Below are 23,718 nucleotides of genomic sequence, written 5' to 3' on the forward strand. Positions count from 1 at the left end.
TTTTACAAATCACACAAAAATCGCACTAAAATTTAATCCATCTTAATTCATTATTTTTGAAATTTGCTCTATTTTGATATTTAATCTCACATATCATAAAAAATAAAAACTAAAAAAAATTATTAAATAAAATTTAATTTTAGTTTCAACTTTAAATAATAAAATAACAAAAGTAAAATTTCTTTTAAAGGGAGAAAGATGAGCTTAAATAGAAGAGAATTTTTAAAATTCAGTGCAGGAGTTAGCGCGGCTGCATCATCTCTATCAGGTGGTGCTTTGCAAGGTGCTGCAAATGGAGGCGAAAAGCACGTTCATAGCTTTTGTGAGATGTGCTCTTCAAGGTGTCCTATCGAAGCAAAAGTCGTTGATGGCAAAGTTCGCTTTTTAAGTGGCAATCCAAAAGCTGGCGGCACAGCAACCTCTCTTTGTGCAAGAGGTGGCTCAGGCTTAAGTCAGCTCTATGATGAAAATAGGATCAAAAAACCTTTAATCAGAGCCGGCGAAAGAGGCGAAAATAAATGGCGCGAGGTTAGCTGGGACGAGGCGCTTGACTATGTCGCTTCAAAAATGCAAGAGATCAAGCAAAAATATGGCCCTGAAAGCTTTATATTTACCTGTAAAAGCTCTCAGACCCATAAGTTAATGGTAAATTTTGCCTCAGCTTATGGCTCGCCAAATTGCTTTTCACACTTTTCAAGCTGCCCGATAACCTATCAAATGGTCTGCGAGCAGATGTATGGCATCGCTAAGCTAAAAAGAGACTTTGCAAATGCAAAATACGTTGTAAATTTTGGCCACAACCTCTTTGAGGGCATCGTCATAGCTGATGCTAAAAAGCTTGCTAAATTTGCAGCCAGCAAGGATACAAAGCTACTTGTACTTGAGCCAAGATTTAGCGTTGTAGCTTCAAAGGCCGATGAGTGGCTACCAGTTAAACCTGGCACTGACCTCGCCTTTGTGCTAGCACTTATCAACACTTGGATACAAAATGGCACTTATGATAAAGAATTTATTGAGAAATTTACAACCGGCTTTGATGAGATCGTTAAAAGCGTAGAGGGCAAAACGCCTGAGTGGCAAGAGAGCATCACCGGCATAAAAGCAAGTGATGTCAGACGCATCGCTGATGAAATTTACAAGGCTGCTCCAAGAGTTATTTTTGATTTTGGACATAATAACACCACGACAAGAGCTGAATACATGAGGACAAAAGCCATCATGGTTGCAAATGCTATGATGGGCAACTGGGAGGTCAAAGGTGGTCTTTTTGGTGGCAAAAATGCTAAAACCTTTAACAAGCTAGTTGGTGAGGATAAATTTCCAGTTCTTAAAAACCCAGATGATAAATTTAAAGTGCCAAAAGTTACCAGACTAGACTTCGCAGGCGACGCTGGAGTGCATAAATTTGTAAGCAGAAAACATGGCGTTTTGATGGATATCAATGAAGCGATCTTAAGCTCTAAACCATACGAGATAAAGGGCTGGTTCAATATAAGATTTAACCACCTTATAAACGTGGCTGGAACGATGAAGAGTATCGAGGCTATGAAAAAGCTTGATCTTATCGTAGTAAGTGACGTTTATCTAAATGATATGGCGACATTTGCGGACGTTATCTTGCCTGAGAGCAGCTACCTAGAGCGCGACGAAGGTATCGAGGATAAGTCAGGTCTAAAACCAGCTTATATGATAAGAAATAAAGTCGTTGATCCAGTTGGCGACACGAAGGATGGGGCGTTTATCTTTAGAGAGCTAGCTCGCCGCATGAATATAGATGAGCTTTACACTTGGAACGACATACGTGAGTTTAGGATGCAGCAAGCTGGTGGAGATGTAAATTTACTTGCCGCACTAGAAAAAGATGGCTTTATCACGTGGGATGAGCCGGGAATTTTGTTTAGAGAAAAAGGCATGATCGATAAATTTGTCGCTAAATATCCAGTCGCTGCTAAATTTACAGGAGAAAATGGACTAATGGACGATATGGCTAAGCTTAAAACAAAAAGCGGCAAGATAGAGCTATTTTTGCCTGATGTCGAGGCGCAGTTTGCAGGATATGGCGCGCTAAATGACAAAGATATGGACACATTTGACGGACACGATCTATGCCTAACTTGCGGCAAGACACCTATCCATACTAACGGACACACACAAGCCGTTCCTTATCTAAATGACCTTATGAGTGATAGTCCGATCTGGATACATCCAAATACAGCGAAAAAGAAAAATTTAAAAGATGGCGACACAGTCCTTGTCAAAAACAAATTTGGCGAGCAAAAGGGCAAGCTTATGGTAACTGAAGGCATTAGAGAGGATACACTCTTTGTTTATCACGGCTTTGGACACATCACACCAGGCCTTAAGAGCATAGATCACGTAGGGCTTAACACGAGCGTGCTTCTTGACCCAGCAGAGGGCCCAGTAGCTGCAACTATGGTCACAAACGTTGGCGTTAGCATAAGTAAAGCGTAAGGATAGAAAATGAAAAAATATATGATGATACATGATGAAAATTTATGCATCGGCTGTCAAGGCTGCTCGGTAGCTTGCAGAAGTGCAAACAACGTGCCAAGGGGACTTTACCGCTTGCAGGTGCATGCAAAGATGAGTGGGACATTTCCAAATTTAAAGACTGACTTTTTACGTCAAAGCTGTGTTATGTGCGAAGATGCACCTTGTGTTGAGGTTTGCCCAACTGGAGCTAGCTTTAAAACGGCTGATGGCGTGACGCTGCTTGATCATAGAATTTGCGTTAGCTGCAAGTACTGCATCCTAGCCTGTCCATACGACGCTCGCTATGTCTTGCCAGATGGCGAGATAGGCAAATGCACATTTTGCTATGAGAGCAGGCTAGAAGAGGGCAAAGACCCAGCTTGTGTTAGCGTCTGCCCTACAAATGCACTAACTTTTGGCGACGTAAATGATGAAAACTCTAAAATTTCAAAGAAACTAAAAGAGAGCAAATACTACTTGCCAAAAGCGGAGTTAAACACAAAACCTTCACTTGCGATGATCGCAAATACAAAAGGAGCACACCATGAATAACATGTCAGGAAGCCTAGCTCAATACACAGAAATTTACTGGGGCTGGCCGATAGCTTTTTATCTATTTTTAGCAGGACTTAGTGCAGGTGCTAGCATCGTTGCTGTGCTCATCTCAAATAAATTTGGCAAGGATAACTACTACTTTAAAGCAGCCGCAATTATTGCTCCAGTGGCGATCATCCTTGGACTTGCTCTTTTGGTGCTTGATCTTGGTAAGCCACTTAGCTTTTACTGGATACTCTTGCTTTACAACTTTGACTCAGTTATGTCAATAGGCGTTGCACTGCTTCTAGTTTATACGCCTCTTAGCGTTATATACGCGATTGGTGCGTTTAAAAATGAGATAGCAATGCTTAAAATTTCTCTTTTTGACGCGCTTGCAAATTTAGCTAGCAAGCTTTCAGGTTTGCTTGGAGTTTTGCTTTTCATCTTAGGTATCGGCGTTGGCGCATATACGGGCTTTTTGCTAAGCGCAGCTCACAAGATCGCACTTTGGAACACGCCAGTTTTGCCACTATTATTCTTAGTTTCTGGCTTAAGCTGTGCTGGTGCTTTTACATTGCTTCTTGGCGTGCTAAAAGATGAAAAGAGAGCACAAAACCAAACTGCACACTTTTTATTAAAATTTGACTTTTTAGCGATAATAGTCGAGTTTTTGCTAATAGTTGCTCTTTTTATGGTCGTAAAAGGTGCAAGTGCAAGTGGTGCGCAGAGCGTAGCAAACGCACTTAGCGCAAATTCTCTTGGGCTGATGTTTTATATCGGCGTCATAGGTCTTGGTATGGCTGTGCCTATCATTTTAGACTTAAGCGTTTTAAAGGTGCATGATTTCAAACGCGAATTTGCCGTGTTAAACGCTATTTTAGTCATTTGTGGTGTCTTTTTGCTAAGATATTACATAGTCTATGCAGGACAAATTTTTATTTAATACTTAAAAAAGAATTTTAATTTGAAATTTACCTATTAAGTATTACAATAGATAAAAATCTTATTAAAGTTTGTTTTTTAGGAGAGCATTTTGAAGATTTTGCTTTTAGAAGATGATCTAGGGTTTCAAGAGAGCGTCTGTGAGTTTTTGCAGACGCTTGGTTATGAAGTTACAGCGGTGAGCGACGGTCAAGAGGCTTGCGACCTGATAGAAAAAAATTTCTATCACCTTTTTATACTTGACATAAAAGTGCCTGGAGTAAATGGTCACGAGGTCATCAAGTATATAAGAAGTCTAAATCCAAACGCTCCTATCATGATAACGACATCTTTAGTTGATATAGATGATATGGCGATTGGCTACGAGCTTGGCTGTAACGAGTATCTAAAAAAGCCATTTGAGCTAGCTGAGCTTAAATTTAGAGTTGCTGAGCTTATGAGAAAGTACTATGGCACTGACGATAAGAACATAGTTAAGATAAATAACGAATTTAGCTTTAACCTAAATAAACGTGTGCTACTTAAAGATGGCAAGATGGTTGATCTTAGCGCAAAAGAGGTCGCTTTGGTCGAGTGTTTGGTCTCACACTTAAATTCTTACGTCAGCATGGAGGAGCTTAGAGATCTTGTCTGGAACGACAAAGAGATCGAGGGCGCTGATATAAGGATGCACGTTTTAAAGATAAGAAACAAGACAAACAATAACTTTATCATCTCAAAGAGGCGCATAGGCTACAAGATAGATGCACAAGAGCTTTAAAATCCAGATCATAGCGACATTTGTCATAATGTCGCTCTTTTGCTTTCAAAGCTTTGTGATCTTAAATTTAAGTCAGAAAAATAGCAGCTCAAAGGCTCTCTTTGGCGCTATGAAGCATGAAACCATCATCAAAAATGCATTTCTCAAAAACGAAAATATAGCTAGCTCATTAAAGTATAAATTTGCGATTTATGACGTAAATTTTAAACCAGTCATCTCAACCCTTAGCAAAGAGCCAAGCAGCTTTAAATTTGTAACCCTAGAAGAGGGCGGATATCTCTTTTACAAGAGCTTTTTTATAAAAGACAAGACCCCTTACTACATCGTCGTAGAAAAGGAGCTTGACAACAAAAAGAACATCTTTTTAACAGCCATCATGCTGCTTGTCATCCTTGTGGCGGTGCTTTTTATCGTCTATTTTTTATATCTAAGTAGCGTCAAGCCTTACAAAGAGTTTCAAAAGTATATGAACAACTTTTTTAACGACGCTATGCACGAGCTAAAGACCCCACTTGGCGTAGCTGGCATGAACCTTGAGATGCTTGGACTTGAAAACAAGTATATAACCCGCATCAAAAACGCCCTAAAACAGATGCAGATAACCTACGAAGATGTAGAGTACTTCATAAAGCGAGGCTACATCAAATTCCCACTTGAGAGGCTAAATTTAGGCGAATACGTTAAAGAGCGAGTGAAATTTCTCTCAAGCGTGGCTGATGTCAAGCACATCGTGGTAAAGACAAATTTAGCAAGCGAGGCATTTACTATGCTAAGTAAGGTCGAGGCTCAGCGCATCATCGATAACACCATCACAAACGCCATAAAATACAGCCCAAAAGAGAGCGAGATAATAGTAAATTTAGAGCTTGAAGCAGAGCGCATAAATCTTATCGTGCAGGACTTTGGCAAGGGGATAAAGGACGTCAAAAGGGTTTGGAAGCGCTACGTCAGAGAGGATGAAATCCAAGGTGGCTTTGGCCTTGGGCTAAATATCGTCAGCGAAATTTGCCAAAAACATGACATTTTATACGGCGTTGATAGCGTTTATAATGAAGGCAGCACCTTTTACTATAAATTTAAACGAGCTTAGATTAAGCATAAAAGCGTAAAATGAAGCCTTAAATTTAGAAGGAAAAACTTTGGATAGAATCGTTGAAATCGAAAAAGTAAGCTTTGAAAATGACTTTGAAGTCTCGCTTAGACCGACAAAATTTGAAGACTACATCGGACAAGAAAAGATAAAACAAAATTTAGACGTCTTTATAAAAGCAGCCAAAAAGCGAAACGAATGCCTAGATCATGTGCTATTTTACGGCCCTCCAGGACTTGGCAAAACCACCCTTGCTCACATCATCGCAAACGAAATGGGCGTAAGTATCAAAATGACCGCGGCTCCCATGATAGAAAAGAGTGGTGATCTTGCTGCGATCCTTACAAATTTACAAGAGGGCGACGTGCTTTTTATCGACGAGATCCACCGCTTAAGCCCAGCTATCGAAGAGGTGCTTTACCCTGCGATGGAGGATTTTAGGCTAGACATCATCATAGGCTCAGGGCCGGCTGCTCAGACTATCAAGATAGACCTACCAAAATTTACACTAATAGGCGCAACGACGCGTGCTGGCATGATCTCAGCGCCACTTAGAGACCGCTTTGGGATGGACTTTAGGCTGCAGTTTTACACAAGCAGCGAGCTAAGCCGTATCGTGCAGATAGCCTCAGCTAAGCTTGGCAAAGAGTGCGATAAAAATGCCTCGCTTGAGATCGCCAAACGCTCACGTGCCACGCCAAGGATCGCTCTTAGACTATTAAAGCGAATTCGCGACTTTGCCGAGGTAAATGACGAGCTAATCATCAGTCATGAACGTGCAAAAGAGGGGCTTAACGCGCTTGGGGTAAATTCGCTTGGATTTGATGAGATGGATATTAGGTATTTAGAAATTTTGATGCAAGCAAGGCGCCGTCCTATGGGGCTTAGCACGATCGCAGCGGCTCTTAGCGAGGACGAGGGCACGGTTGAGGACGTCATCGAGCCATATCTACTTGCAAATGGCTTTATCGAGCGCACGGCAAAGGGCAGGATCGCAAGTGCGAAGTGCTTTGAGACCTTTAACGTCAAGATCGATATCGAAAAAGGGCTTTTTGAGTAGCGAAATTTAAATTTGGAGCAAAAATGAGCGAGCCACATCTTTGTCCTAAGTGCAAGCAAAGGACGATTTACTTTGACGGGATCTGCTATGAGTGTAGGCAAAAAGAGAAGCTGGAGTTTTATGAAAATTTAAATGAAGACGAGATCAAACAAAAGCTAAAAAATGTCCTAGCCCACGTATATGAGATAGGCAAATACGGTGAAATTTACAGCGATCTTGTCTATATTTTCTACCTGCATGGCATTTGCGACGAGCAGATCATAAGAGAAGTGACCAAACAGGGCGAGTACTATCCATTTGAAATTTACAAAAACGCCCCAAGTGACGTAAGAGACGAGCTCATAAATAGCCTAAATGGCGCTGAAAATATCGTAAAAACAAATCACATCCTTTGCGCGCTTGCGTGGCAGGGCGATGAGGTGGTAAGAGAGCTATTTTTTAAGCTCTATAATGCGCCAAAGCCTTGGAAGACGAAGCTTTATGCCGACACTGATGGATACTCGCAGACTGCTGGCTGGAGCTTTGATAGCAGTGGCAAGAGAAGAAGCCTAGTTTTTGATAAGTGTTTTGTTTGTGAGCCAAGCAAAAACGCAGAGGCAAGCGTTAAATTTAAGGCACTAAGCGATGAAAAATGTAAATTTTGCAGTGGCGAGATGATAGAACTCACCATTAAAAAAGAGAGCCTAAAGCAGTTTGGGCTAGAGCTTAAAAATGACGCTGTGCTTAAATTTTGTCCGACCTGTGTTGGTTTTGTGCAGTACTTTTGCCAAAATGATGGCAGTAGCGTGCAAACTGACACCGTTGGTGAGGGTGAGAGTGAAGACTACGTAAGAGACGCTGTGGCAACGCTTGATGGGCAAAAATTTGAGCTAGCAAACGAGGTCTGTATGCACTATGCGGCTATGATCGATGGTGAAATTTTACTTGGCGGATATCCGCAGTGGCAGCAAGACGCTGAGTACTTGCACTGCCCAAAATGTGGTAAAACGATGAAATATCTAGCGCAAATTCCTTTTGGTGGCTTGATAGACGGCGAGGGCACGATCTATATGCAAATTTGTGATGAGTGTGAGGTCGTCGGAGCAAATTTTCAGTGCACGTAAAAGGCTGAATTTATAGAAGCTTTTGAGCTAGAAAATTTACGTAAGGCATAAATTTATCTGAATTTGCTAAGCATCAGTGCCACGCTAAAATGCCAAAAGCCTGCTTTTTGCAAATTTGGCACCAGAGCGTTTTAGTAAATTTATCAAGCAAATGAGTAGCTTTGATAAATCTGCTATAATTACCCCATTTTAAGGGAGCGAGATGAATAATAGGCTGTTTTTTGGAATTTTTGCGTTTTGTGCTTTGGCTTTGGTGGTCTATCTTTTTAAACCATTTTTACTTGACATTTTTATCGCAGCGCTGCTTGCTGTGGCTGTTGCAAACGTGCAGATCGCATTTTTAGCGCTTACTAAAAACCGCAAAACGCTCTCGTCAGGACTTACGACATTTGCGCTTCTTTGCTTATTTATCGCGCCACTTATTTACGCCGTCATCGAGATCGCAAAGTACGCAGCTGGATTTGATATAAACAACGTCACAAAGACGATTGAATTTATCAAAAACTATGACTTTAGCCTGCCAGAGTCGATAAATTTCTTAGAGCCAAAGATCAAGGAATTTATAGGCGGGCTTGATATCAAGATGCTATTTTCGCAAGTCGCTGCCAATCTTGCAAATTTAGGCAAACTAAGCCTTAAATTTGGCGTTGATATGATCATCATCCTAGTATTTTTCTTCTTTTGCAATCTTTACGGCAACGAGCTTATAAACTACCTAAAAGAGGCGCTTCCGCTTAAAAAAGAGGACACTGAGTCAATACTAAGCGAGGTTGGCAACGTGATGGGCGTCGTTTTTTACTCAACCATCGCAAATATGATCATCCAGGGCTTTTTATTTGCCATTGTCACCAGTTTTTACGGCTATGACGGCGTGCTAACTGGCATCTTTTTTAGCTTCGCTTCACTCATCCCAGTCGTTGGTGGCTTTTTGGCGTGGGCGCCTATTAGCATTTATGAGTTTGCAAATGGCAACACAGCAGCCGCTATCACGATCGCACTTTACACCATCATCGTGATCTCATTTGGCGCTGATACGCTTCTAAAGCCGCTTGTCATTAAATTTATAAACTCAAAACTAGTCAAGATACCAACAAAGATAAACGAGCTACTCATCTTTTTTGCGATGATCGCTGGCATCACGACGTTTGGCTTCTGGGGCGTCATACTTGGACCTGCGATCGTGACATTTTTTATCTCAACGATCAAGCTTTACACGCTTTTGCGAGAGAGAAATTTCGTATAAAATAGGGGCAAAATATGATATATGAAGATAAATTTATAAGGGTTGAGCGCGAAGAGAACGAGCTTCCGTGGGTGAAAATTTTTACCGCTAAGCCCTACCGCGAGCTAAGCGACTGCGATGAGGCGAGTAGGGCTAGGCTTTTTGAAGCGATGCTGGTGGCTGAAAAGGCGATGCTTGAGTTTTATAAACCAACTAAGATAAACATCGCAAGCTTTGGAAACTACGTACCACACGTGCATATTCACGTCATTGCGAGATTTGAAAAGGACGCGTTTTTTCCAGATAGCGTTTGGGCTAGCCCCAAAAGAAAAAGCGAGCTTAAGCTGCCTAAATTTGATGAGTTTGCTAAATTTTTAGAAAAAAAACTAAGGCTTAGTTTTGAGTAAATACAAAAAATATTTTAATATCTATATCGTCCTAGTCGTTTTTGCGCTGCTTGGTAGCCTTTTTTATTTTCTTTATAGCTCATACATAGCTGAAAAAAAGCAAAACAACATGCGCGTCTTTTTTGACTACCACGTAAAGCAGCTAAACAAAAGCATCGATGATGAGAAATTTTCATCGATGGCGATCTCGATCTTGCTTGCTCAAAATGAGTCTATACAGATGTGCTTGCTAGGACAAAACCGCGACGAATGCGTAAAAAATATCGAAAATTTGACCAAAACTCTTGGCGCAGCGTCGATGTATAACAACATCAAGCTTCATCTTTACGATAAAGATCTAAAAAGCTACGTAAGAAGCTGGGATCTAAACAGATATGGCGATATGATCGCTAGTGGTAGGTTTTTAGTCCAAGAGTCAAGGCGACAAAATAAGCCCATGGTTGGCATCGAGGCGTGGTATGCGGGGGTGCATATAAGGGCTGTTTCAAATGTGATGCATGAGGGCAAAAACATCGGTAGCATCGAGGTTCTGCTAAACTACGACTCACTTGGGAATTTTTATAAAACGCAAGGCATAGACCTTTTCGTGCTCCTATCAAAAGATAAGATGCCAGCACATAAAAGCGCGCCGAGTGATCAAATTTTAAGTGATTATTACATCGAAAATTTAAGCAGTGCAAATTTAAATATAGTTGGAATTTTGCGTGACATAGACCTTAAAAAGTATGAATTTTACGTATATAAGACACACTATTTTTGTGTTGTGCCGCTACTTGATGCTAGCAACACGCAGATAGGCTACTACGTCCTTCATGTAAATGCCGACGAAAAAGAGCGAAATATCTCGCAAAACTATCTTGAATCAGAAGAGCTTTTTTAAATTTAAAAAGTATGCTCTAGCGCTTTGGTGTTGATAGAGCTTTTTGCAGAGTTTTTATGGGCTACTTTTAAATTTGGAGTATAAATTTAACCCTGATACGAAAACTCTTCGCTTGGGAAAATTTTGTTTTTTACTTCGTTAGCGTAGCTTTGCACGCCTTTTCGCACAAGAGTGGCTCCGTCAAGATAGCGCTTGACAAATTTAGGTTTAAAGTCCTCGAAAAATCCCAACATATCAGACCAGACAAGCACCTGCCCATCGACGTCTGACCCAGAGCCTATGCCCACAACTGGCACACGAACCTGCCTTGTTATCTCGCTTGCCACGTTGCTAAGCGTGCCTTCAAGCAGTATGCCAAACGCACCAGCTTGCTCAAACGCCAAAGCCTCTTCAACTAGCCTTTTTGCCTCAAGTTCGCTTCTGCCTTTTATCTTATATCCGCCCTCAAATTTAAAAAACTGCGGCTTTAGTCCGATGTGAGCCATCACGTTTATGCCCTCTTCGCAGAGGCGTTTTACTAAATTTACCTGATGCATGCCAACTTCAAGCTTCACCGCATCGGCATTTGTCTGCTTAAAAAATTTCATCGCATTTTTGATCGCTTGCTTTTCATTTGTGTAGCTGCCAAATGGCATATCAGCTAGGATAAAAGTCTTTGTAGCCCCAGCACAAACAGCCTTTGTGTGATAAAGCATAGTGCTCATATCAGCGCTTAGCGTGCTCTCTTTCATGTTAAAGCTCATATTTAAGCTATCGCCAACAAGGATAACATCAGCGTAATCATCAAAAATCTTCGCAAATAGCGCATCATAGGCGGTTATCATCACGATAGGCTCGACGCCTTTTTTGTTTTTTATATCATTTATAGTGAGTTTTTTCTTTGCGATTGTTTCATCTTTCATGGCTAAGTCCGGTAAATTTTGTGATAATGCTAACAATTTTATCAAAATTTTGCTACAATTACGCCAATTTCTTAAGGACATGAAAATGGGTATATTAAAAAGGCTTGAAGTCGATTATTCTTATGATATAGTTGAGGAGTTTCTCTCCCACTACACTTTGATGTGCGATTTACTAGAGCCTTTGATAATAAATTTAGGAAGAGCTGATAAGTATAAGGAGAGCATTTTAGAGCTTTCTAGGATCTTTCACAATATCAAATCAGCAGCAGGTTTTATGCATCTTGACCCGATCTTGAAACTAACGACTTTGGCTGAAGAGGTCACTCAAGAGGCTAGAAGCTTAAAAGGTCCAGCAAATGATAAATTTATAGATTGGTTGCTGCTTATTAGCGATCAGTTTCATAAATACAAAGGCGACGTCGAGAAAGACCTAGAGTATTTTAGCGTCCTTGAGCCAAAGATCATTGACGTACCTGCAAAGCTTGACTAAACAATCCAACTAAACCATTTCATTTTTTATGGGAGCGACTTGGCTTCGACAGGAGCAGGGTGTGTACGGTGGCACGTCGCTTTGAGCAAAGCGTAAAAAGCTCAAACTAAATTTAAACGCAAACAACGTTAATTTCGCTCCTGCTTACGCTAAAGCTGCGTAAGTTCAGTTGAGCCTCGCTTTGTCTCATTCTAGCTAGGATGTAAGCGAGTAATTTAGCTAGAGTAGGCCAGCAAAGTGACTGCTTGCTAGCTGAAATTTTAGTCTTAGTCTAAATTTTGGTTTTGGAAAGTGAGCCTTTTTAGATGAAATTTTCACTTTTGCTAAGCGTGTAGAGGCTGTACGGATTTTGTTTTTGGACAGGGGTTCGATCCCCCTCGCTTCCACCATCTTGCTTTAAATTTCTCTTAAATTTACTTACTTTTTAAAATAATATAAACTAAAATAACACAACTCATATAAACAAAGGAGAGGGATATGTTTTGGGGATTTGATGGTGCTGGTAACTTTAAAGAAGGCTTTTCTGCTGTTAAAAAAGATGGCAAATGGGGATATATAAACACCAAAGGTGAGCAGATTATAGAGTGTAAATTTGATGATACTAATTACTTTAACGAAGGCTTTGCTGCTGTTAAAAAAGATGGCAAATGGGGATATATAAACACCAAAGGTGAGCAGATCGTAGAGTGTAAATTTGATGGTGCTGGTGACTTTAGTGAAGGCTTTGCTGTTGTTTTTAAAGATGGCAAATGTGGATATATAAACACCAAAGGTGAGCAGATCGTAGAGTGTAAATTTAATTATGCTTGTTACTTTAACGAAGGCTTTGCTGCTGTTGCAAAAGATGGCAAATTGGGATATATAAACACCAAAGGTGAGCAGATTGTAGAGTGTAAATTTGATTATGCTGATAGCTTTAACGAAGGCTTTGCTGCTGTTGCAAAAGATGGCAAGTACGGATATATAAACACCAAATTTGAGCAGATTATAGAGTATGAATTTGATGATACTAATTACTTTAAAGAAGGCTTTGCTGCTGTTTTAAAAGATGACAGAGGGGGATATATAAACACCAAAGGTGAGCAGATCATAGAGTGTAAATTTGATGATACTAGTTACTTTAGCGAAGGCTTTGCTCCTGTTCAAAAAGATGGCAAATGGGGATATATAAACACCAAAGGTGAGCAGATCATAGAGTGTAAATTTGATGATACTAGTTACTTTAACGAAGGCTTTGCTGCTGTTAAAAAAGATGGCAAATGGGGATATATAAACACCAAAGGTGAGCAGATCGTAGAGTGTAAATTTGATGGTGCTGGTAACTTTAACGAAGGCTTTGCTGCTGTTAAAAAAGATGGCAAATGGGGATATATAAACACCAAAGGTGAGCAGATCGTAGAGTGTAAATTTGATGATGCTCGTGACTTTAGCGAAGGCTTTGCTGCTGTTAAAAAATATGGCAGATGGGGATATATAAACACCAAATGCGAGCAGATCATAGAGTGTAAATTTGATGATGTTGGTTATTTTACGAAGGCTTTGCTCCTGTTGAAAAAGATGGCAAATGTGGATATATAAACACCAAAGGATACCCTGCCTTTTTTGATAAAAGCAAAAATGAGATAGAGGTGGTTGATAAGGTTATAGACAGGTCAAATAACACTTTCTACTTATCACGGCTAGGTGATAAATTTGGACTTTTGGATGAAAACTTTAGTGTCGTTATCAAAAATAGCATTTATGGTAAATTTGAGGTGCTTCAAAGGATAAATGAAACTACTTTTTTGATAAAAATAGCAGGGCGAGAACTCTTTATGGATAGCGAGGGTATTTTAAAATAAGCTAGACATAAAAAGCTTTGCCAGCCAGTTAAATTTAACTTGGCTGGCTTTTCATTATCTAAGCTTTGTCTCAAAAAATGCGTTAAAAAGTGAGTTTATGCCTTGCTTTGTAAATTTCTCCATTATCTTTTCGATCTGCGGTTTTTCTTGCCAGACGGGCTCATCTACGAGGCTTATTTTTGCTAGCTCATCTTGAGCGTCTATGTAGCTACCAAGGCTGTCAATTAGCCCCATTTTTAGGGCATTGTGCGCCAAAAAGACTCTTGCGTTTGCCCACTCGTCTTTTTTCTTGATATCTAAATTTCTAGCCTCCGCCACGTCGCTTACAAAGAGCATGTAAGCGTCATTTACGAGCCCTTGCAAGCTCTCACGCTCCTGCTTGCTCCAGCTTCTCATAAAGGTGCCAGCCTCTTTAAACTCCCCAGCCTTCACCACCTGCTCGCTCACGCCTAAATTTTTGGCTAAATTTTCGATGTTTGCCCCTTGTATGATGACGCCGATCGAGCCGATGAAAGCGCCTGGATTTGCTACGATAGTATCGGCATTTACGCCAGCGTAGTAGCTACCACTTGCCATGTTGCCAGCAGCGTATGCGAGCACTTTTTTGCTCTCTTTTAGCCTCTTGACCGCCATGGCTAGCTCCACACTAGGACTTAGTGCGCCGCCTGGGCTGTCGATGTAGAGCAGCACGCCTTTGATGTTGTTATCAAGCCTTGCTTTTTCGAGCGCATCTAAAATTTCGCTAGTATCCACTATCGTGCCGGTGATGTCAATGCGGGCTAAATTTGGCTCATTCATCTTGCCATCTGGCGCGAAAATAAAAAATAAGATGAGTAAAAATATGAGTGCCTTAAAGTAGTTATTGATAAATTTAAAAATTCCCAAAATTCCTCTAAAAATAAGCCTTAAAATTTGCAAATTTTGCCTCCGATATATAGTTTTTTAGCCTCGTTTGTATGAAGTATGAGCTGAAGTATTAGCTCGCTATCATCGCACTCTAGGTCGTTATAGACGGCAAGATCAGCCGCACGTCCAGCCTTTATCTCGCCGTTATTTGTCCTAAGTGCCTTTGCGCCCCCATGCGTTGCAGCGACAAAAAGCCTAGTGGCAAGCTCGTTTAGATCAAGGCTAGCGTGGGTAAATAGGGCAGCTCTTAGTTCATGCCAAAAATTTAGGCTGATATTTGAGCTAAGGCCGTCTGTACCGATATTTAAACTGACGTTGTTTTTGAAAATTTCTTTTAAATTTAGCGCCTTTTTGCCAAGTAGTCTATTTGAAACGGCGCAGTGTGTCACGCTGTGGTGAGGCTTAAATTTAGCAAAATCGCTCACATAAACGCAGTGCGTAAAGAGCGTGTTTATCTCACTAAACATCGCAAAATAGCTCTGCGCGTCATACATCGGCCTTGGATCTTGGCTAAATCTTAAAAGATGCTTTTTAAAGCCACCGCTACCGTGCTCTAGCCACTGCTTTTCAGCCTTGCTCTCTAAAAAGTGCGTGCTAACAAGAAGACCATCCTTTTTAGCTATCTCAAGGGCAGCTTTAGCTAGCTTTGGATGCACAGAGTAGGGCGAGTGCAGTGAGATAGCTGGTGTGAAATTTTGGCTTTTATAGCCCTTTGTTTTTTCAAATTTAGCTAAGAAATTTTGCAAATTTTGCTGAACCATCTGCTCATTTGAGCCTAAAATTTCACTAAAAAGCACGACTTTTAGCGGACTAGTGGCTAAAATTTCAAGCTCCAAGCCAAAGCTAGATATCTCGCCAATGGTACAAACTCCGCTTTTTAACAGCGAATTTATGGCTTCATTCATCGCCTTTTTAGCGTCCACTTTAGCTAGCTCCCCACCTTTATCGACGATAGAGCCAAGCCATTTTATAAAGTCACCATATTTTAGAGTGCTAACGTTTGAGCTAAATTCCAAATGAACGTGCGTATTTACAAACGCTGGTGCGATCACGCTATCACCAAAGTCGCAAATTTTCGCCTCTTTAAATTTCTTTTGAGCCTCTTTTTCGCTTGTAATTTCTAAAATTTTATCATCATCGATGACTAGACAAGAATTTCTTAAAATTTTTGGATTTTCTCCGCCAGTGATGATCTTTTTTGCTTTTAAAATTTCCATTTCTAGCCTTAAATTTTTGTTATTGTAGCGAAAATTTAGGAACGAAAATGTATAATTTGGGCTATTTAATCAAAAAGGAGTGACATGGATAAGAAGCTAAAAATAATGGTTATCCAAGGCCCAAATATCAACATGCTTGGCGCTAGAGAGCCAGGAATTTACGGCGTTATGAAGATGGAGGATATCCACTCTCAAATGAAGATCGTTGCCGATCAAAATGACGTTGAGATCGAGTTTTTTCAAAGCAACCTTGAGGGCGAGCTAGTCGATAAGATACAAGAGTGCTTGGGCGATGCTGACGGCATCATCATAAACCCAGCTGCTTACACTCACACATCTATCGCTATCCGTGACGCGCTAAGTGCGGTCGCGCTACCAGTTATCGAGGTGCATATCAGCAACGTTTATAGAAGAGAAGAGTTCCGCCACAAAAGCCTCATCGCACCAGTTGCAGCAGGCCAGATCGTGGGCTTTGGACCAGTTGGCTATCATTTGGCGATGATAGGCATGCTTCAAATTTTTGAGCAAATCAAAGCAGTAAGAGCAAATCAAAACGCGCAATGAATTTCATCTTAAAGGACGAAAACGCCGTATTTTACGAGTGCGGCTACAGCTGCGACAATGAGTTTTTGCTATGCGTTGATGGCGTGAAATACTTTTTTACGGACGCTAGGTATTATTTCGAGGCAAAAAGCTGCGTAAATGCAGGCGTGGTCGTTCTTTTGGCACAGAGAAATTTAATAAGCGAGGTTAGGGCATTTTTAAGAAAGATGAAGCCAAGCAGCCTCATTTTTAACCCTGATGAGCTAAGTCTAAGCGAGTTTAACGCGCTTAGCAAGGGTTTTAAGATAAATTTCAAGCCAAAGGCAAATTTCTCTAGGCTAAAGAGAATTTGCAAGAGCGAAGATGAGATAAAAATTTTAAAAAAGGCTAGCGAATTCGGAGCAAAATGCTTTGATGAATTTGCTAAATTTGTGCGTGAAAATGGCGAAGGGATGAGCGAAAAAGAGCTTCATTTTAACGCCTCGCTCATCTTTAGGCAAAAAAATGAGCTAGGTCTTAGCTTTGATCCGATCGTGGCGATAAATGAAAATGCCGCCAAGGCGCACGCGCTGCCTGGGGATAAAATTTTAAAAAGGGGTGATTTGCTGCTACTTGATGCTGGAGTGAAATTTAATCGCTACTGCTCTGATCGCACCAGAACTGCTTGCTTTGATGAAAATTTTAACTTCTCAAAGGAGCAAAAATTTAAAAAAGCAAAGATGCAAGAAATTTACGAGATCGTAAAAGAGGCTCAGGCTGCTGCGATAAAGGTCGCTAGAGCTGGCGTTAGAGCGTGCGAGATAGACCTTGCGGCAAGAAGTGTGATAGCAAAGGCTGGATATGAAAAGGCCTTTTTTCACTCGACAGGACACGGCGTGGGTGTCGATATACACGAGCTTCCAGTCATCTCAGCAAGGAGCGAAACGCTCATAAAAGAGGGCATGGTTTTTAGCGTGGAGCCTGGAATTTATCTAGAAAATGAATTTGGCGTGCGTATCGAAGATGTCGTGGTCGCAAGAGAAGGTGGGTGCGAAATTTTATGAGGCTAGCTGGAGCAAGAAAGATCGTAAAAAGCCGTTTTTGCCCTAGTTTTTTTCATAAAAGAGATGAGTTTAAGTATGAGGCGCTAGTTGGCATGGGTGGCAACATCGGCGATAGCGCAAAGAGGTTTGATAAATTTATAAGAGCGATTACAAGCGATAGCAGATTTCACGTGGTTGAAGTCTCGCCGATCCTTATAAATGCGGCGTTTGGCTACGAAGCGCAGGATGATTTTAGTAACGCTGTTATAAATTTACAAACATCTATGAGTCCTAGAAATTTGCTAAAAATTTTAGGGCATTATGAGAGTAAATTTAAGCGCGTGAGGACGTTTAAAAATGCACCACGCACGCTTGATCTGGATATTTTGTATTTTAGTAAAAAAGTCTATAAGACGCCGCGCCTTATCGTGCCGCACCCAGGGGCTAGCAAGAGGCTTAGCGTGATCGTGCCACTAGGGCTTATGAGAGGTTAAAGGATATAAATGGCTACAAAATTTCATACTTTTACAGGCGAGAGCACCATCGAGGCTTTGAAAAAGGCTCAAGAGGCGTGCGGCGAGAAGGCCATACTCGTTACCACAAAGCAAATTCAAGCCAAAACAATAAACAAAAAGCCGCTTTATGAAATTTTAGTAAGCGTCGAAGAGGACGAGGTAAAGCAGCCACCAAAGCCAAATGTAAAAGCAATAAACTATGAAAATGCCTACTCTAAATTTAGTAAAAACTACGAGCCACCAAAGCCAAAATTTGAGATAAAAGAGGAGCCTGCTAAATTTGAGGCAAAGACAACCTCACCTGAGCCTTACGACCCAAATGAGAGTGTGCTTTTAAATATCTCAGATGTCGCAAAAGAGATAAGCGCGATCGCAAATGTCGATATGAACGAAATAAAAGAGCCAAGCACAAATGGTATGAATAAAAAAATAGATGACGTAGCAAAGCAAGTAAGCGTGCTAAGCGAGAAAATAGGGCTGATAACTGACATGATCTGGGACGAAAAAGCCCCAAATCGCAACAATCTCTCGATCCCGCCAGAGTTTGCTAGCATCTACAAGCTCGCAAAACAAAGCGGCATGAAAGAGGAGCATTTGGAGGCGATCATGCAAACGACGCTTGAAAATTTGCCAGTTTCGATGAAAAGCAACCCAACCGCGGTAAAAAGGTACTTCTACTCACTTTTGCGAAATATGCTGCCTTGCAGAAAAGAGCTAAGTGATAAAAAACAGCGCATAATGATGCTTGTTGGTCCAACCGGAGTTGGCAAGACGACGACTCTTGCAAAGCTCGCGGCTCGTTTTGCTTACGGCAACGAAAAGCGCTATAAAACGGGCATCATCACGCTTGATACATACCGTATCGGAGCGGTTGAGCAGCTATTTCAGTACGCTAAGATGATGAAGCTGCCGATCCTTGATGTCATAGAGGTCGAGGACTTTCAAAACGCCATAAAGCAGCTTAGCTACTGCGACGTGATACTAATCGACACCACTGGAAATTCGCAGTATGACAAAGAAAAGCTTGAAAGACTTGATAAATTTTTAAAGCATAGCGGCGCAAAGATCGATGTAAATTTAGTCCTCTCAGCTGGCTCAAAGGTCGAGGATCTGATAGAAATTTATAATGGATTTTCATTTTTAGAGATCGACACTTTAATAATCACAAAATTTGACGAGACCAAAATTTTTGGCAACGTCTTTTCACTGATCTATGAGACAAATACGCCAGTTAGCTACTTTAGTGTTGGTCAAGAGGTGCCTGATGATCTTGTGGAGGCAAAGAGCGAATTTTTAGTAGAGTGCGTGTTTGACGGCTTTACAAAGCAAAAGGCTAGCGATGAATAACCAAGCGCAAAAACTACAAAATTTAGTCCAGTCTCAAAATAAGGCTAAAAATACGCATTTTATAGCGATAACAAGCGGCAAAGGCGGCGTTGGCAAGAGCACGATAAGCGCAAATTTAGCAAATGTTTTGTCGCAAAATGGCTATAAAGTAGGGCTTTTTGACGCTGATATCGGCCTTGCAAACCTTGATGTGATCTTAAACGTCAAAATGGGCAAAAACTTGCTTCACGTGCTAAAAGGCGAGTGCAGCTTAAAAGATATCTTGATACCTATAAATAAAAATCTCATCCTTATCCCTGGCGAGAGCGGCGATGAAATTTTGAAATTTAACAATCAATTTTTATTTGAGAGATTTTTAGATGAGGCGAGCGAGCTTGATCAGCTTGACTTTTTGATCATTGATACCGGTGCTGGCATAGGCGGCAGCACGCAGCTATTTTTAGAAGCGGCTGATGAGGTTGTCGTGGTGACTGTGCCTGACCCTGCGGCGATAACCGATGCATACGCGGTCATAAAGATCGTCTCAAGATTTAAAAATAACGAGCTTTTGCTTTTAAATATGGTAAAAAACGAGGCTGAGGCCACTAGAATTTATGAAAATGTAAAGCGAGTGGCAAATGCAAATATCGGACCAAACTTAAATTTAGAGCTAATTGGCTACGTAGCTTCTGATAAGAGCGTGGCAAGGAGCATAAAGCAAAGGACACTCTTTACAGATGACGAAGCTTACGGCTCTGCTAGCGTGCAGATCAAGCAGATAGCTTCGAATTTGCTTTATAGGTTGGAACGAAAAGTGCTTAAAGATGAGCAAAGCAGGAGCTTTGGGGGCTTCTTTAAGCGTTTGATAGAACAATTTTAATGGAGATTGAGCTTTGCGTGCAGAAAATTTTATAGCATTTTTTACGGTTTGTGGATTTTTCATAGGCATAGTTTTTACCTTGCTAAAGGTGAGCGAGCCTATCGAAATGCTCGTTTATACGCTAGTTATTACCTTATTTTTCTACCTTATAATTCACATCGTGATAATGAACTATGTCGATGTAAAAAGGACTTTGAAGAAATTTTTTGACAAGCAAAGACATGAGGAGATCGCAGACTATCTCATCTCTGAGCTAAACGTTAGGGAAAAACGGATGGAAAATATCATGCTAAAAGTAACCACCGAAAATTTAGACTCTGGTAAGCAAAATGTACGAACTAAAGCAAAAGCAGCTTAACGCTTATAAAAGCACCATTAAAAAAGAGCAAGACGAGATCGTCTTAAAATACATGCCAGCTCTGCGCGCAATGGCGTTTAGGCTAAAGGAGCGCTTGCCTTCAAGCATCGACGTAAACGACCTTATAAGCGTTGGCGTTGAGGAGATGATAAAGCTTAGCAGGAAGTACGACAAAGAGCAAAACGACTCATTTTGGGGATATGGTAAAAAGAGAATTTATGGCTCGATGCTTGACTACCTAAGAGCGCTTGACGTCGTTAGTAGAAGCGACAGAAAGCTAGTAAAGAGCATAAATACCGAGATAGATAACTACTTTAACACGCACGAAGAAGAGCCAAGCGACGAGTATCTGGCTGAAAAACTAAATGAAGATATCGAAAAGATAAGAGAGGCAAGGGGCGTTAGTGGCATCATCACCATTTTGCCGATCGATGAGCAAATGGAACTAATCGGTCAAAGCGATGTTGAAAAAAGCGTAGAAAAAGAGGATCTTATCTTAAAGATCGAAAGTGCGCTAAAAGACTTTGATGAGCGCGATCAGATGATCGTTCAGCTTTACTACTACGAAGAGCTAAATTTAAAAGAGATCAGTGAGATAATGAACATTAGCGAGAGTAGAATTTCACAAATTCATAAACGTTTGCTTGATCGCATCAGACGCAGCTTGGGGGTTTAATGGCTGATATTTTAAGTCAAGAAGAGATAGATGCGCTACTTGAAGTCGTCGATGAAGACGGCGATACGAGCAATATCGAGATAGAAGAGAGCCCACAAGGCGAGCAAAAACAGATCATTATCTATGACTTCAAGCGTCCAAACCGCGTCAGTAAAGAGCAGCTCCGTGCGATAAAAGGCATCCACGACAAGCTTGCTAGAAATTTAGCTAGTCAAATTTCAAGTGTTATGAGAAGTATCGTCGAGCTTAGACTTCACAGCGTCGATCAGATGACATACGGCGAGTTTTTGATGAGTTTGCCAAGTCCAACTAGCTTTAACGTCTTTTCGATAAAGCCACTTGATGGAAACTGCATTTTAGAGATAAATCCAAGCATAGCATTTCCTATGATAGATCGTTTGCTTGGCGGAACTGGTGAAAATTTCGAGGCAAACAGAGAGCTAACTGACATCGAGGTAAATTTGCTTGATGCGGTGCTTAGGATGATCATGCAGCGCCTAAAAGAGAGCTGGTCGATGATAACTGATATGTATCCAAACGTCGAGGCTAAAGAGAGCAGTCCAAACGTCGTGCAGATCGTATCTCAAAACGAGATTGTCATCATGGTTGTCATGGAGATCATCGTTGGTGGCTCAAGCGGCATGATAAATTTATGCTATCCAGTCATCTACCTAGAGCCGATCCTATCGCGCCTTGCAAACAGAGACATCATGCTTGGCGAAACTAGCGCTAAAAAGAGTAGAAACAAAGAGCTAAAAACGCTAATAGGCCGTGCTGAGGTGCTTTATGAGGCGATCCTTGGCAAATCAATCGTTAGCGTAAATGAGTTTTTAAATTTAAAAGAGGGCGATATCTTAAGGCTTGATAGAGGCGCTGATGATAAGGCGATCGTTTGCATCGATAAAAAAGAGGTATTTTTGGCTGAAGTTGGGCTTCATAGATTTAGAAAGTCTATCAAGATCGAGCAGCTAATCCGCTCTGACAAAGATGAGATCAAACACATCCTAGAAAAATACGAAGAAGAGCGAAAAGCAAAACTAATGGCATACGACGAGGCCAACGAACACAACAACGAAGAAGAGAGCGAAGATAATGACGAATGAATTTTTTAACATCTTTTCAAATGAACTAAAAGCGACCATCGAAGGGCTAACTGGTAGAGCGCCAGAGATCGGCGAGAGAAATGAATTTGACGCGCCAGCGCAAAATGGTATAAAACCGCCAGTTGTCATGGCTAGTGTGACATTAAGCGGCGACATCAATGCAAAAGCTGAGATCGCTTGCACGCCGGTGCTCATAAGCGCAGTTAGCGAGTGGATGATGGGCGAAGAAGAAATTTCAAAAAATGAAAATCTCGGTAGCGACGAGCTTGACGCTGCAAAAGAGATATTTTCAAACCTTTTTAGCGCATTTAGCACCTCTCTTGGAGCGCAAAAGGGCATGCCAAAGATCAGCTTTGAGGTGATAAATGTAAATTTCTTAGATGAAAACTCATCGCTTGATTTTAGCGTTTTTGAAAAGCTTTTTTTGTTTAACATAAAGATCGAGGATCTAAATGAGCATGTGGCTTTTGTCTGCGATCACACGCTTATGAGATTTTTTGAGCCTGCTAAAAGTGAGCCAGCAGATGCAGCAAAAGCCGCAGCCGCTCCTCATGCACTAAAGGGCGAATTTAGCGCAGAAGAGATGAGAAATATCGGCCTTATTATGGACGTAAGACTTCCAATGCGTGTTCGTATCGGCTCAAAAAGGATGCTCTTAAAAGATGTGCTCACTATGGATATAGGCTCAGTCATCGAGCTAAATCAACTCGCAAACGACCCGCTTGAAATTTTGATAGGAGATAAGGTGATAGCACTTGGCGAAGTTGTCATAATAGACGGCAACTTTGGCATCCAGATCACTCAGATAGGCTCAAAACGCGAGAGGCTTCAGCAGTTAAAATAATGAATGAATTAGTAAATGATCTCTTAAAATTTCCAAGCGTTTTAAAGTATAAAAACAAAAATGTAACCTTCTTTGGCTCGGCTAGATTTGATGAAGAAAATTTCTACTGCAAAAAGGCATACGAGCTAGCTTACAAGCTAAATGAGCTAGGTTTTGCTATATTAACTGGCGGTGGAGATGGCATAATGAGAGCAGCAAACAAGGGTGCATTTGATAGCGCAAAGTCCCCTAGCGTCGCACTAAACGTGAGGCTTCCATTTGAGCAAAATACAAATCCATACGTCACCGCAAAATATCTCTTTTCAAATTTAAGCCCAAGAAAATTTGCCCTAACTGATAGTTCCATTGCATTTGTCGTCTTTCCTGGTGGCTTTGGCACGCTTGATGAGCTATTTGAAATTTTGGTGTTAGTTCATGTTGGCAGCAAAAAAGTGAAAATTTTTCTTTATGGATGCGAGTTTTGGCAAGGGCTTGATGAGTTTATACGAAAGACGCTGATCCCTCAAAAAACGATAAATGAAGAAGATCTAAGCTTATATAAAATCACCGATGATATAGAGCTTATCGTAAGTGAAATTTTGGCTATTTAAAAATAAGATAT

General features: G+C 40.9%; 26 protein-coding genes and 1 other RNA gene. 24 read left to right on the forward strand and 3 right to left on the reverse strand.

Annotation, left to right across the window (positions count from 1 at the left end):
- The first annotated feature begins 198 nt into the window (after positions 1-198).
- The 10 genes from phsA (at position 199) to G6W43_RS06690 (ending at position 10,494) form a co-directional block, all read left to right on the forward strand.
- Complete coding sequence (phsA, locus tag G6W43_RS06645; protein ID WP_194169422.1) at positions 199-2,472, forward strand: thiosulfate reductase PhsA; 2,274 nt, start codon at positions 199-201, stop codon at positions 2,470-2,472.
- Between the two features lie 9 nt (positions 2,473-2,481).
- Positions 2,482-3,045: a 4Fe-4S dicluster domain-containing protein gene (locus G6W43_RS06650; RefSeq protein WP_009294242.1), complete on the forward strand. Its 564-nt coding sequence runs from the start codon at positions 2,482-2,484 to the stop codon at positions 3,043-3,045.
- A complete protein-coding gene (nrfD, locus tag G6W43_RS06655) occupies positions 3,038-3,973 on the forward strand; it encodes an NrfD/PsrC family molybdoenzyme membrane anchor subunit (RefSeq protein WP_194169423.1) in 936 nt (311 codons plus the stop codon). The genes G6W43_RS06650 and nrfD overlap by 8 nt, the downstream gene beginning before the upstream one ends.
- Before the next feature lie 90 nt (positions 3,974-4,063).
- Entirely contained in the window at positions 4,064-4,732 is a 669-nt protein-coding gene (locus tag G6W43_RS06660) for a response regulator transcription factor (protein ID WP_103611339.1), read from the forward strand.
- Positions 4,716-5,822, forward strand: coding sequence for a sensor histidine kinase (locus tag G6W43_RS06665; RefSeq protein WP_194169424.1), 1,107 nt, complete (start codon positions 4,716-4,718; stop codon positions 5,820-5,822). Before G6W43_RS06660 ends, G6W43_RS06665 begins: the two co-directional genes overlap by 17 nt.
- Before the next feature lie 49 nt (positions 5,823-5,871).
- Complete coding sequence (gene ruvB, locus G6W43_RS06670) at positions 5,872-6,882, forward strand: Holliday junction branch migration DNA helicase RuvB (RefSeq protein ID WP_009294236.1); 1,011 nt, start codon at positions 5,872-5,874, stop codon at positions 6,880-6,882.
- A gap of 23 nt (positions 6,883-6,905) precedes the next feature.
- Positions 6,906-7,985: a cytochrome C gene (locus G6W43_RS06675; protein ID WP_194169425.1), complete on the forward strand. Its 1,080-nt coding sequence runs from the start codon at positions 6,906-6,908 to the stop codon at positions 7,983-7,985.
- Between the two features lie 202 nt (positions 7,986-8,187).
- A complete protein-coding gene (locus G6W43_RS06680; RefSeq protein WP_194169426.1) occupies positions 8,188-9,228 on the forward strand; it encodes an AI-2E family transporter in 1,041 nt (346 codons plus the stop codon).
- 14 nt (positions 9,229-9,242) lie between these two features.
- Positions 9,243-9,614 (forward strand): HIT family protein, encoded by a 372-nt coding sequence (locus tag G6W43_RS06685; RefSeq protein ID WP_194169427.1) that lies wholly within the window; start codon positions 9,243-9,245, stop codon positions 9,612-9,614.
- Positions 9,607-10,494, forward strand: coding sequence for a cache domain-containing protein (locus tag G6W43_RS06690; protein ID WP_103611335.1), 888 nt, complete (start codon positions 9,607-9,609; stop codon positions 10,492-10,494). The genes G6W43_RS06685 and G6W43_RS06690 overlap by 8 nt, the downstream gene beginning before the upstream one ends.
- Positions 10,495-10,580: 86 nt before the next feature.
- Here the strand turns inward: G6W43_RS06690 and panB are convergent, their stop codons facing one another.
- Positions 10,581-11,396 carry a 3-methyl-2-oxobutanoate hydroxymethyltransferase gene (gene panB / locus G6W43_RS06695; protein WP_194169428.1) on the reverse strand — a complete coding sequence of 272 codons (816 nt, stop codon included), beginning with the start codon at positions 11,394-11,396 and terminating at the stop codon, positions 10,581-10,583.
- A gap of 85 nt (positions 11,397-11,481) precedes the next feature.
- On the opposite strand from panB, the gene G6W43_RS06700 reads away from it, so the two are divergent.
- The 4 genes from G6W43_RS06700 (at position 11,482) to G6W43_RS06715 (ending at position 13,727) form a co-directional block, all read left to right on the forward strand.
- Positions 11,482-11,886, forward strand: a complete 405-nt coding sequence (locus G6W43_RS06700) for a hypothetical protein (RefSeq protein ID WP_004317574.1) — start codon at positions 11,482-11,484, stop codon at positions 11,884-11,886.
- 30 nt (positions 11,887-11,916) lie between these two features.
- Positions 11,917-12,275: a transfer-messenger RNA gene (ssrA, locus tag G6W43_RS06705) on the forward strand.
- 88 nt (positions 12,276-12,363) lie between these two features.
- Positions 12,364-13,464 carry a WG repeat-containing protein gene (locus G6W43_RS06710; protein ID WP_194169429.1) on the forward strand — a complete coding sequence of 367 codons (1,101 nt, stop codon included), beginning with the start codon at positions 12,364-12,366 and terminating at the stop codon, positions 13,462-13,464.
- 50 nt (positions 13,465-13,514) lie between these two features.
- On the forward strand, positions 13,515-13,727 hold the full coding sequence (locus G6W43_RS06715) for a hypothetical protein (RefSeq protein ID WP_194169430.1): 213 nt from the start codon (positions 13,515-13,517) through the stop codon (positions 13,725-13,727).
- Positions 13,728-13,781: 54 nt separating this feature from the next.
- Here the strand turns inward: G6W43_RS06715 and sppA are convergent, their stop codons facing one another.
- Together sppA and mqnF are read right to left on the reverse strand one after the other, a co-directional pair.
- Complete coding sequence (gene sppA / locus G6W43_RS06720) at positions 13,782-14,645, reverse strand: signal peptide peptidase SppA (RefSeq protein ID WP_194169431.1); 864 nt, start codon at positions 14,643-14,645, stop codon at positions 13,782-13,784.
- A complete protein-coding gene (gene mqnF, locus G6W43_RS06725; protein ID WP_194169432.1) occupies positions 14,633-15,850 on the reverse strand; it encodes an aminofutalosine deaminase family hydrolase in 1,218 nt (405 codons plus the stop codon). The genes sppA and mqnF overlap by 13 nt, the downstream gene beginning before the upstream one ends.
- A gap of 84 nt (positions 15,851-15,934) precedes the next feature.
- On the opposite strand from mqnF, the gene aroQ reads away from it, so the two are divergent.
- Genes aroQ through G6W43_RS06775 form a run of 10 tightly spaced genes read left to right on the forward strand, consistent with a single transcriptional unit; the run spans position 15,935 to position 23,707 of the window.
- On the forward strand, positions 15,935-16,414 hold the full coding sequence (aroQ, locus tag G6W43_RS06730) for a type II 3-dehydroquinate dehydratase (RefSeq protein ID WP_009294223.1): 480 nt from the start codon (positions 15,935-15,937) through the stop codon (positions 16,412-16,414).
- Entirely contained in the window at positions 16,411-17,436 is a 1,026-nt protein-coding gene (locus G6W43_RS06735; protein ID WP_194169433.1) for an aminopeptidase P family protein, read from the forward strand. Before aroQ ends, G6W43_RS06735 begins: the two co-directional genes overlap by 4 nt.
- On the forward strand, positions 17,433-17,909 hold the full coding sequence (folK, locus tag G6W43_RS06740; protein ID WP_012140119.1) for a 2-amino-4-hydroxy-6-hydroxymethyldihydropteridine diphosphokinase: 477 nt from the start codon (positions 17,433-17,435) through the stop codon (positions 17,907-17,909). Before G6W43_RS06735 ends, folK begins: the two co-directional genes overlap by 4 nt.
- A 9-nt stretch (positions 17,910-17,918) precedes the next feature.
- Positions 17,919-19,277, forward strand: coding sequence for a flagellar biosynthesis protein FlhF (flhF, locus tag G6W43_RS06745; RefSeq protein ID WP_194169434.1), 1,359 nt, complete (start codon positions 17,919-17,921; stop codon positions 19,275-19,277).
- Entirely contained in the window at positions 19,270-20,136 is an 867-nt protein-coding gene (locus tag G6W43_RS06750; protein WP_004317632.1) for a P-loop NTPase, read from the forward strand. The genes flhF and G6W43_RS06750 overlap by 8 nt, the downstream gene beginning before the upstream one ends.
- Positions 20,137-20,149: 13 nt before the next feature.
- Positions 20,150-20,494 (forward strand): hypothetical protein, encoded by a 345-nt coding sequence (locus G6W43_RS06755; RefSeq protein ID WP_012140116.1) that lies wholly within the window; start codon positions 20,150-20,152, stop codon positions 20,492-20,494.
- Positions 20,466-21,170: an RNA polymerase sigma factor FliA gene (locus G6W43_RS06760; protein WP_004317527.1), complete on the forward strand. Its 705-nt coding sequence runs from the start codon at positions 20,466-20,468 to the stop codon at positions 21,168-21,170. Before G6W43_RS06755 ends, G6W43_RS06760 begins: the two co-directional genes overlap by 29 nt.
- Entirely contained in the window at positions 21,170-22,273 is a 1,104-nt protein-coding gene (gene fliM / locus G6W43_RS06765) for a flagellar motor switch protein FliM (RefSeq protein ID WP_012140115.1), read from the forward strand. Before G6W43_RS06760 ends, fliM begins: the two co-directional genes overlap by 1 nt.
- Positions 22,263-23,117, forward strand: coding sequence for a flagellar motor switch protein FliY (gene fliY / locus G6W43_RS06770; protein WP_021090090.1), 855 nt, complete (start codon positions 22,263-22,265; stop codon positions 23,115-23,117). The genes fliM and fliY overlap by 11 nt, the downstream gene beginning before the upstream one ends.
- A complete protein-coding gene (locus G6W43_RS06775) occupies positions 23,117-23,707 on the forward strand; it encodes a TIGR00730 family Rossman fold protein (protein WP_103608665.1) in 591 nt (196 codons plus the stop codon). The genes fliY and G6W43_RS06775 overlap by 1 nt, the downstream gene beginning before the upstream one ends.
- The last annotated feature ends 11 nt before the right edge of the window (positions 23,708-23,718 follow it).

The sequence above is a fragment of the Campylobacter concisus genome (genome assembly GCF_015229965.1).
Taxonomy (GTDB): Bacteria; Campylobacterota; Campylobacteria; order Campylobacterales; family Campylobacteraceae; genus Campylobacter_A; species Campylobacter_A concisus_BD.

What these genes read in the sequence shown, in the direction of transcription:
- G6W43_RS06760 (WP_004317527.1), top strand. Translation starts at nt 20,466, where the DNA reads ATGTACGAACTAAAGCAAAAGCAGCTTAACGCTTATAAAAGCACCATT.
- folK (WP_012140119.1), top strand. Translation starts at nt 17,433, where the DNA reads ATGAGGCTAGCTGGAGCAAGAAAGATCGTAAAAAGCCGTTTTTGCCCT.
- aroQ (WP_009294223.1), top strand. Translation starts at nt 15,935, where the DNA reads ATGGATAAGAAGCTAAAAATAATGGTTATCCAAGGCCCAAATATCAAC.
- nrfD (WP_194169423.1), top strand. Translation starts at nt 3,038, where the DNA reads ATGAATAACATGTCAGGAAGCCTAGCTCAATACACAGAAATTTACTGG.
- G6W43_RS06700 (WP_004317574.1), top strand. Translation starts at nt 11,482, where the DNA reads ATGGGTATATTAAAAAGGCTTGAAGTCGATTATTCTTATGATATAGTT.
- phsA (WP_194169422.1), top strand. Translation starts at nt 199, where the DNA reads ATGAGCTTAAATAGAAGAGAATTTTTAAAATTCAGTGCAGGAGTTAGC.
- G6W43_RS06750 (WP_004317632.1), top strand. Translation starts at nt 19,270, where the DNA reads ATGAATAACCAAGCGCAAAAACTACAAAATTTAGTCCAGTCTCAAAAT.
- G6W43_RS06680 (WP_194169426.1), top strand. Translation starts at nt 8,188, where the DNA reads ATGAATAATAGGCTGTTTTTTGGAATTTTTGCGTTTTGTGCTTTGGCT.
- G6W43_RS06685 (WP_194169427.1), top strand. Translation starts at nt 9,243, where the DNA reads ATGATATATGAAGATAAATTTATAAGGGTTGAGCGCGAAGAGAACGAG.
- fliM (WP_012140115.1), top strand. Translation starts at nt 21,170, where the DNA reads ATGGCTGATATTTTAAGTCAAGAAGAGATAGATGCGCTACTTGAAGTC.
- panB (WP_194169428.1), bottom strand. Translation starts at nt 11,396, where the DNA reads ATGAAAGATGAAACAATCGCAAAGAAAAAACTCACTATAAATGATATA.
- G6W43_RS06650 (WP_009294242.1), top strand. Translation starts at nt 2,482, where the DNA reads ATGAAAAAATATATGATGATACATGATGAAAATTTATGCATCGGCTGT.
- fliY (WP_021090090.1), top strand. Translation starts at nt 22,263, where the DNA reads ATGACGAATGAATTTTTTAACATCTTTTCAAATGAACTAAAAGCGACC.
- G6W43_RS06675 (WP_194169425.1), top strand. Translation starts at nt 6,906, where the DNA reads ATGAGCGAGCCACATCTTTGTCCTAAGTGCAAGCAAAGGACGATTTAC.
- flhF (WP_194169434.1), top strand. Translation starts at nt 17,919, where the DNA reads ATGGCTACAAAATTTCATACTTTTACAGGCGAGAGCACCATCGAGGCT.
- G6W43_RS06735 (WP_194169433.1), top strand. Translation starts at nt 16,411, where the DNA reads ATGAATTTCATCTTAAAGGACGAAAACGCCGTATTTTACGAGTGCGGC.
- mqnF (WP_194169432.1), bottom strand. Translation starts at nt 15,850, where the DNA reads ATGGAAATTTTAAAAGCAAAAAAGATCATCACTGGCGGAGAAAATCCA.
- G6W43_RS06710 (WP_194169429.1), top strand. Translation starts at nt 12,364, where the DNA reads ATGTTTTGGGGATTTGATGGTGCTGGTAACTTTAAAGAAGGCTTTTCT.
- G6W43_RS06775 (WP_103608665.1), top strand. Translation starts at nt 23,117, where the DNA reads ATGAATGAATTAGTAAATGATCTCTTAAAATTTCCAAGCGTTTTAAAG.
- G6W43_RS06665 (WP_194169424.1), top strand. Translation starts at nt 4,716, where the DNA reads ATGCACAAGAGCTTTAAAATCCAGATCATAGCGACATTTGTCATAATG.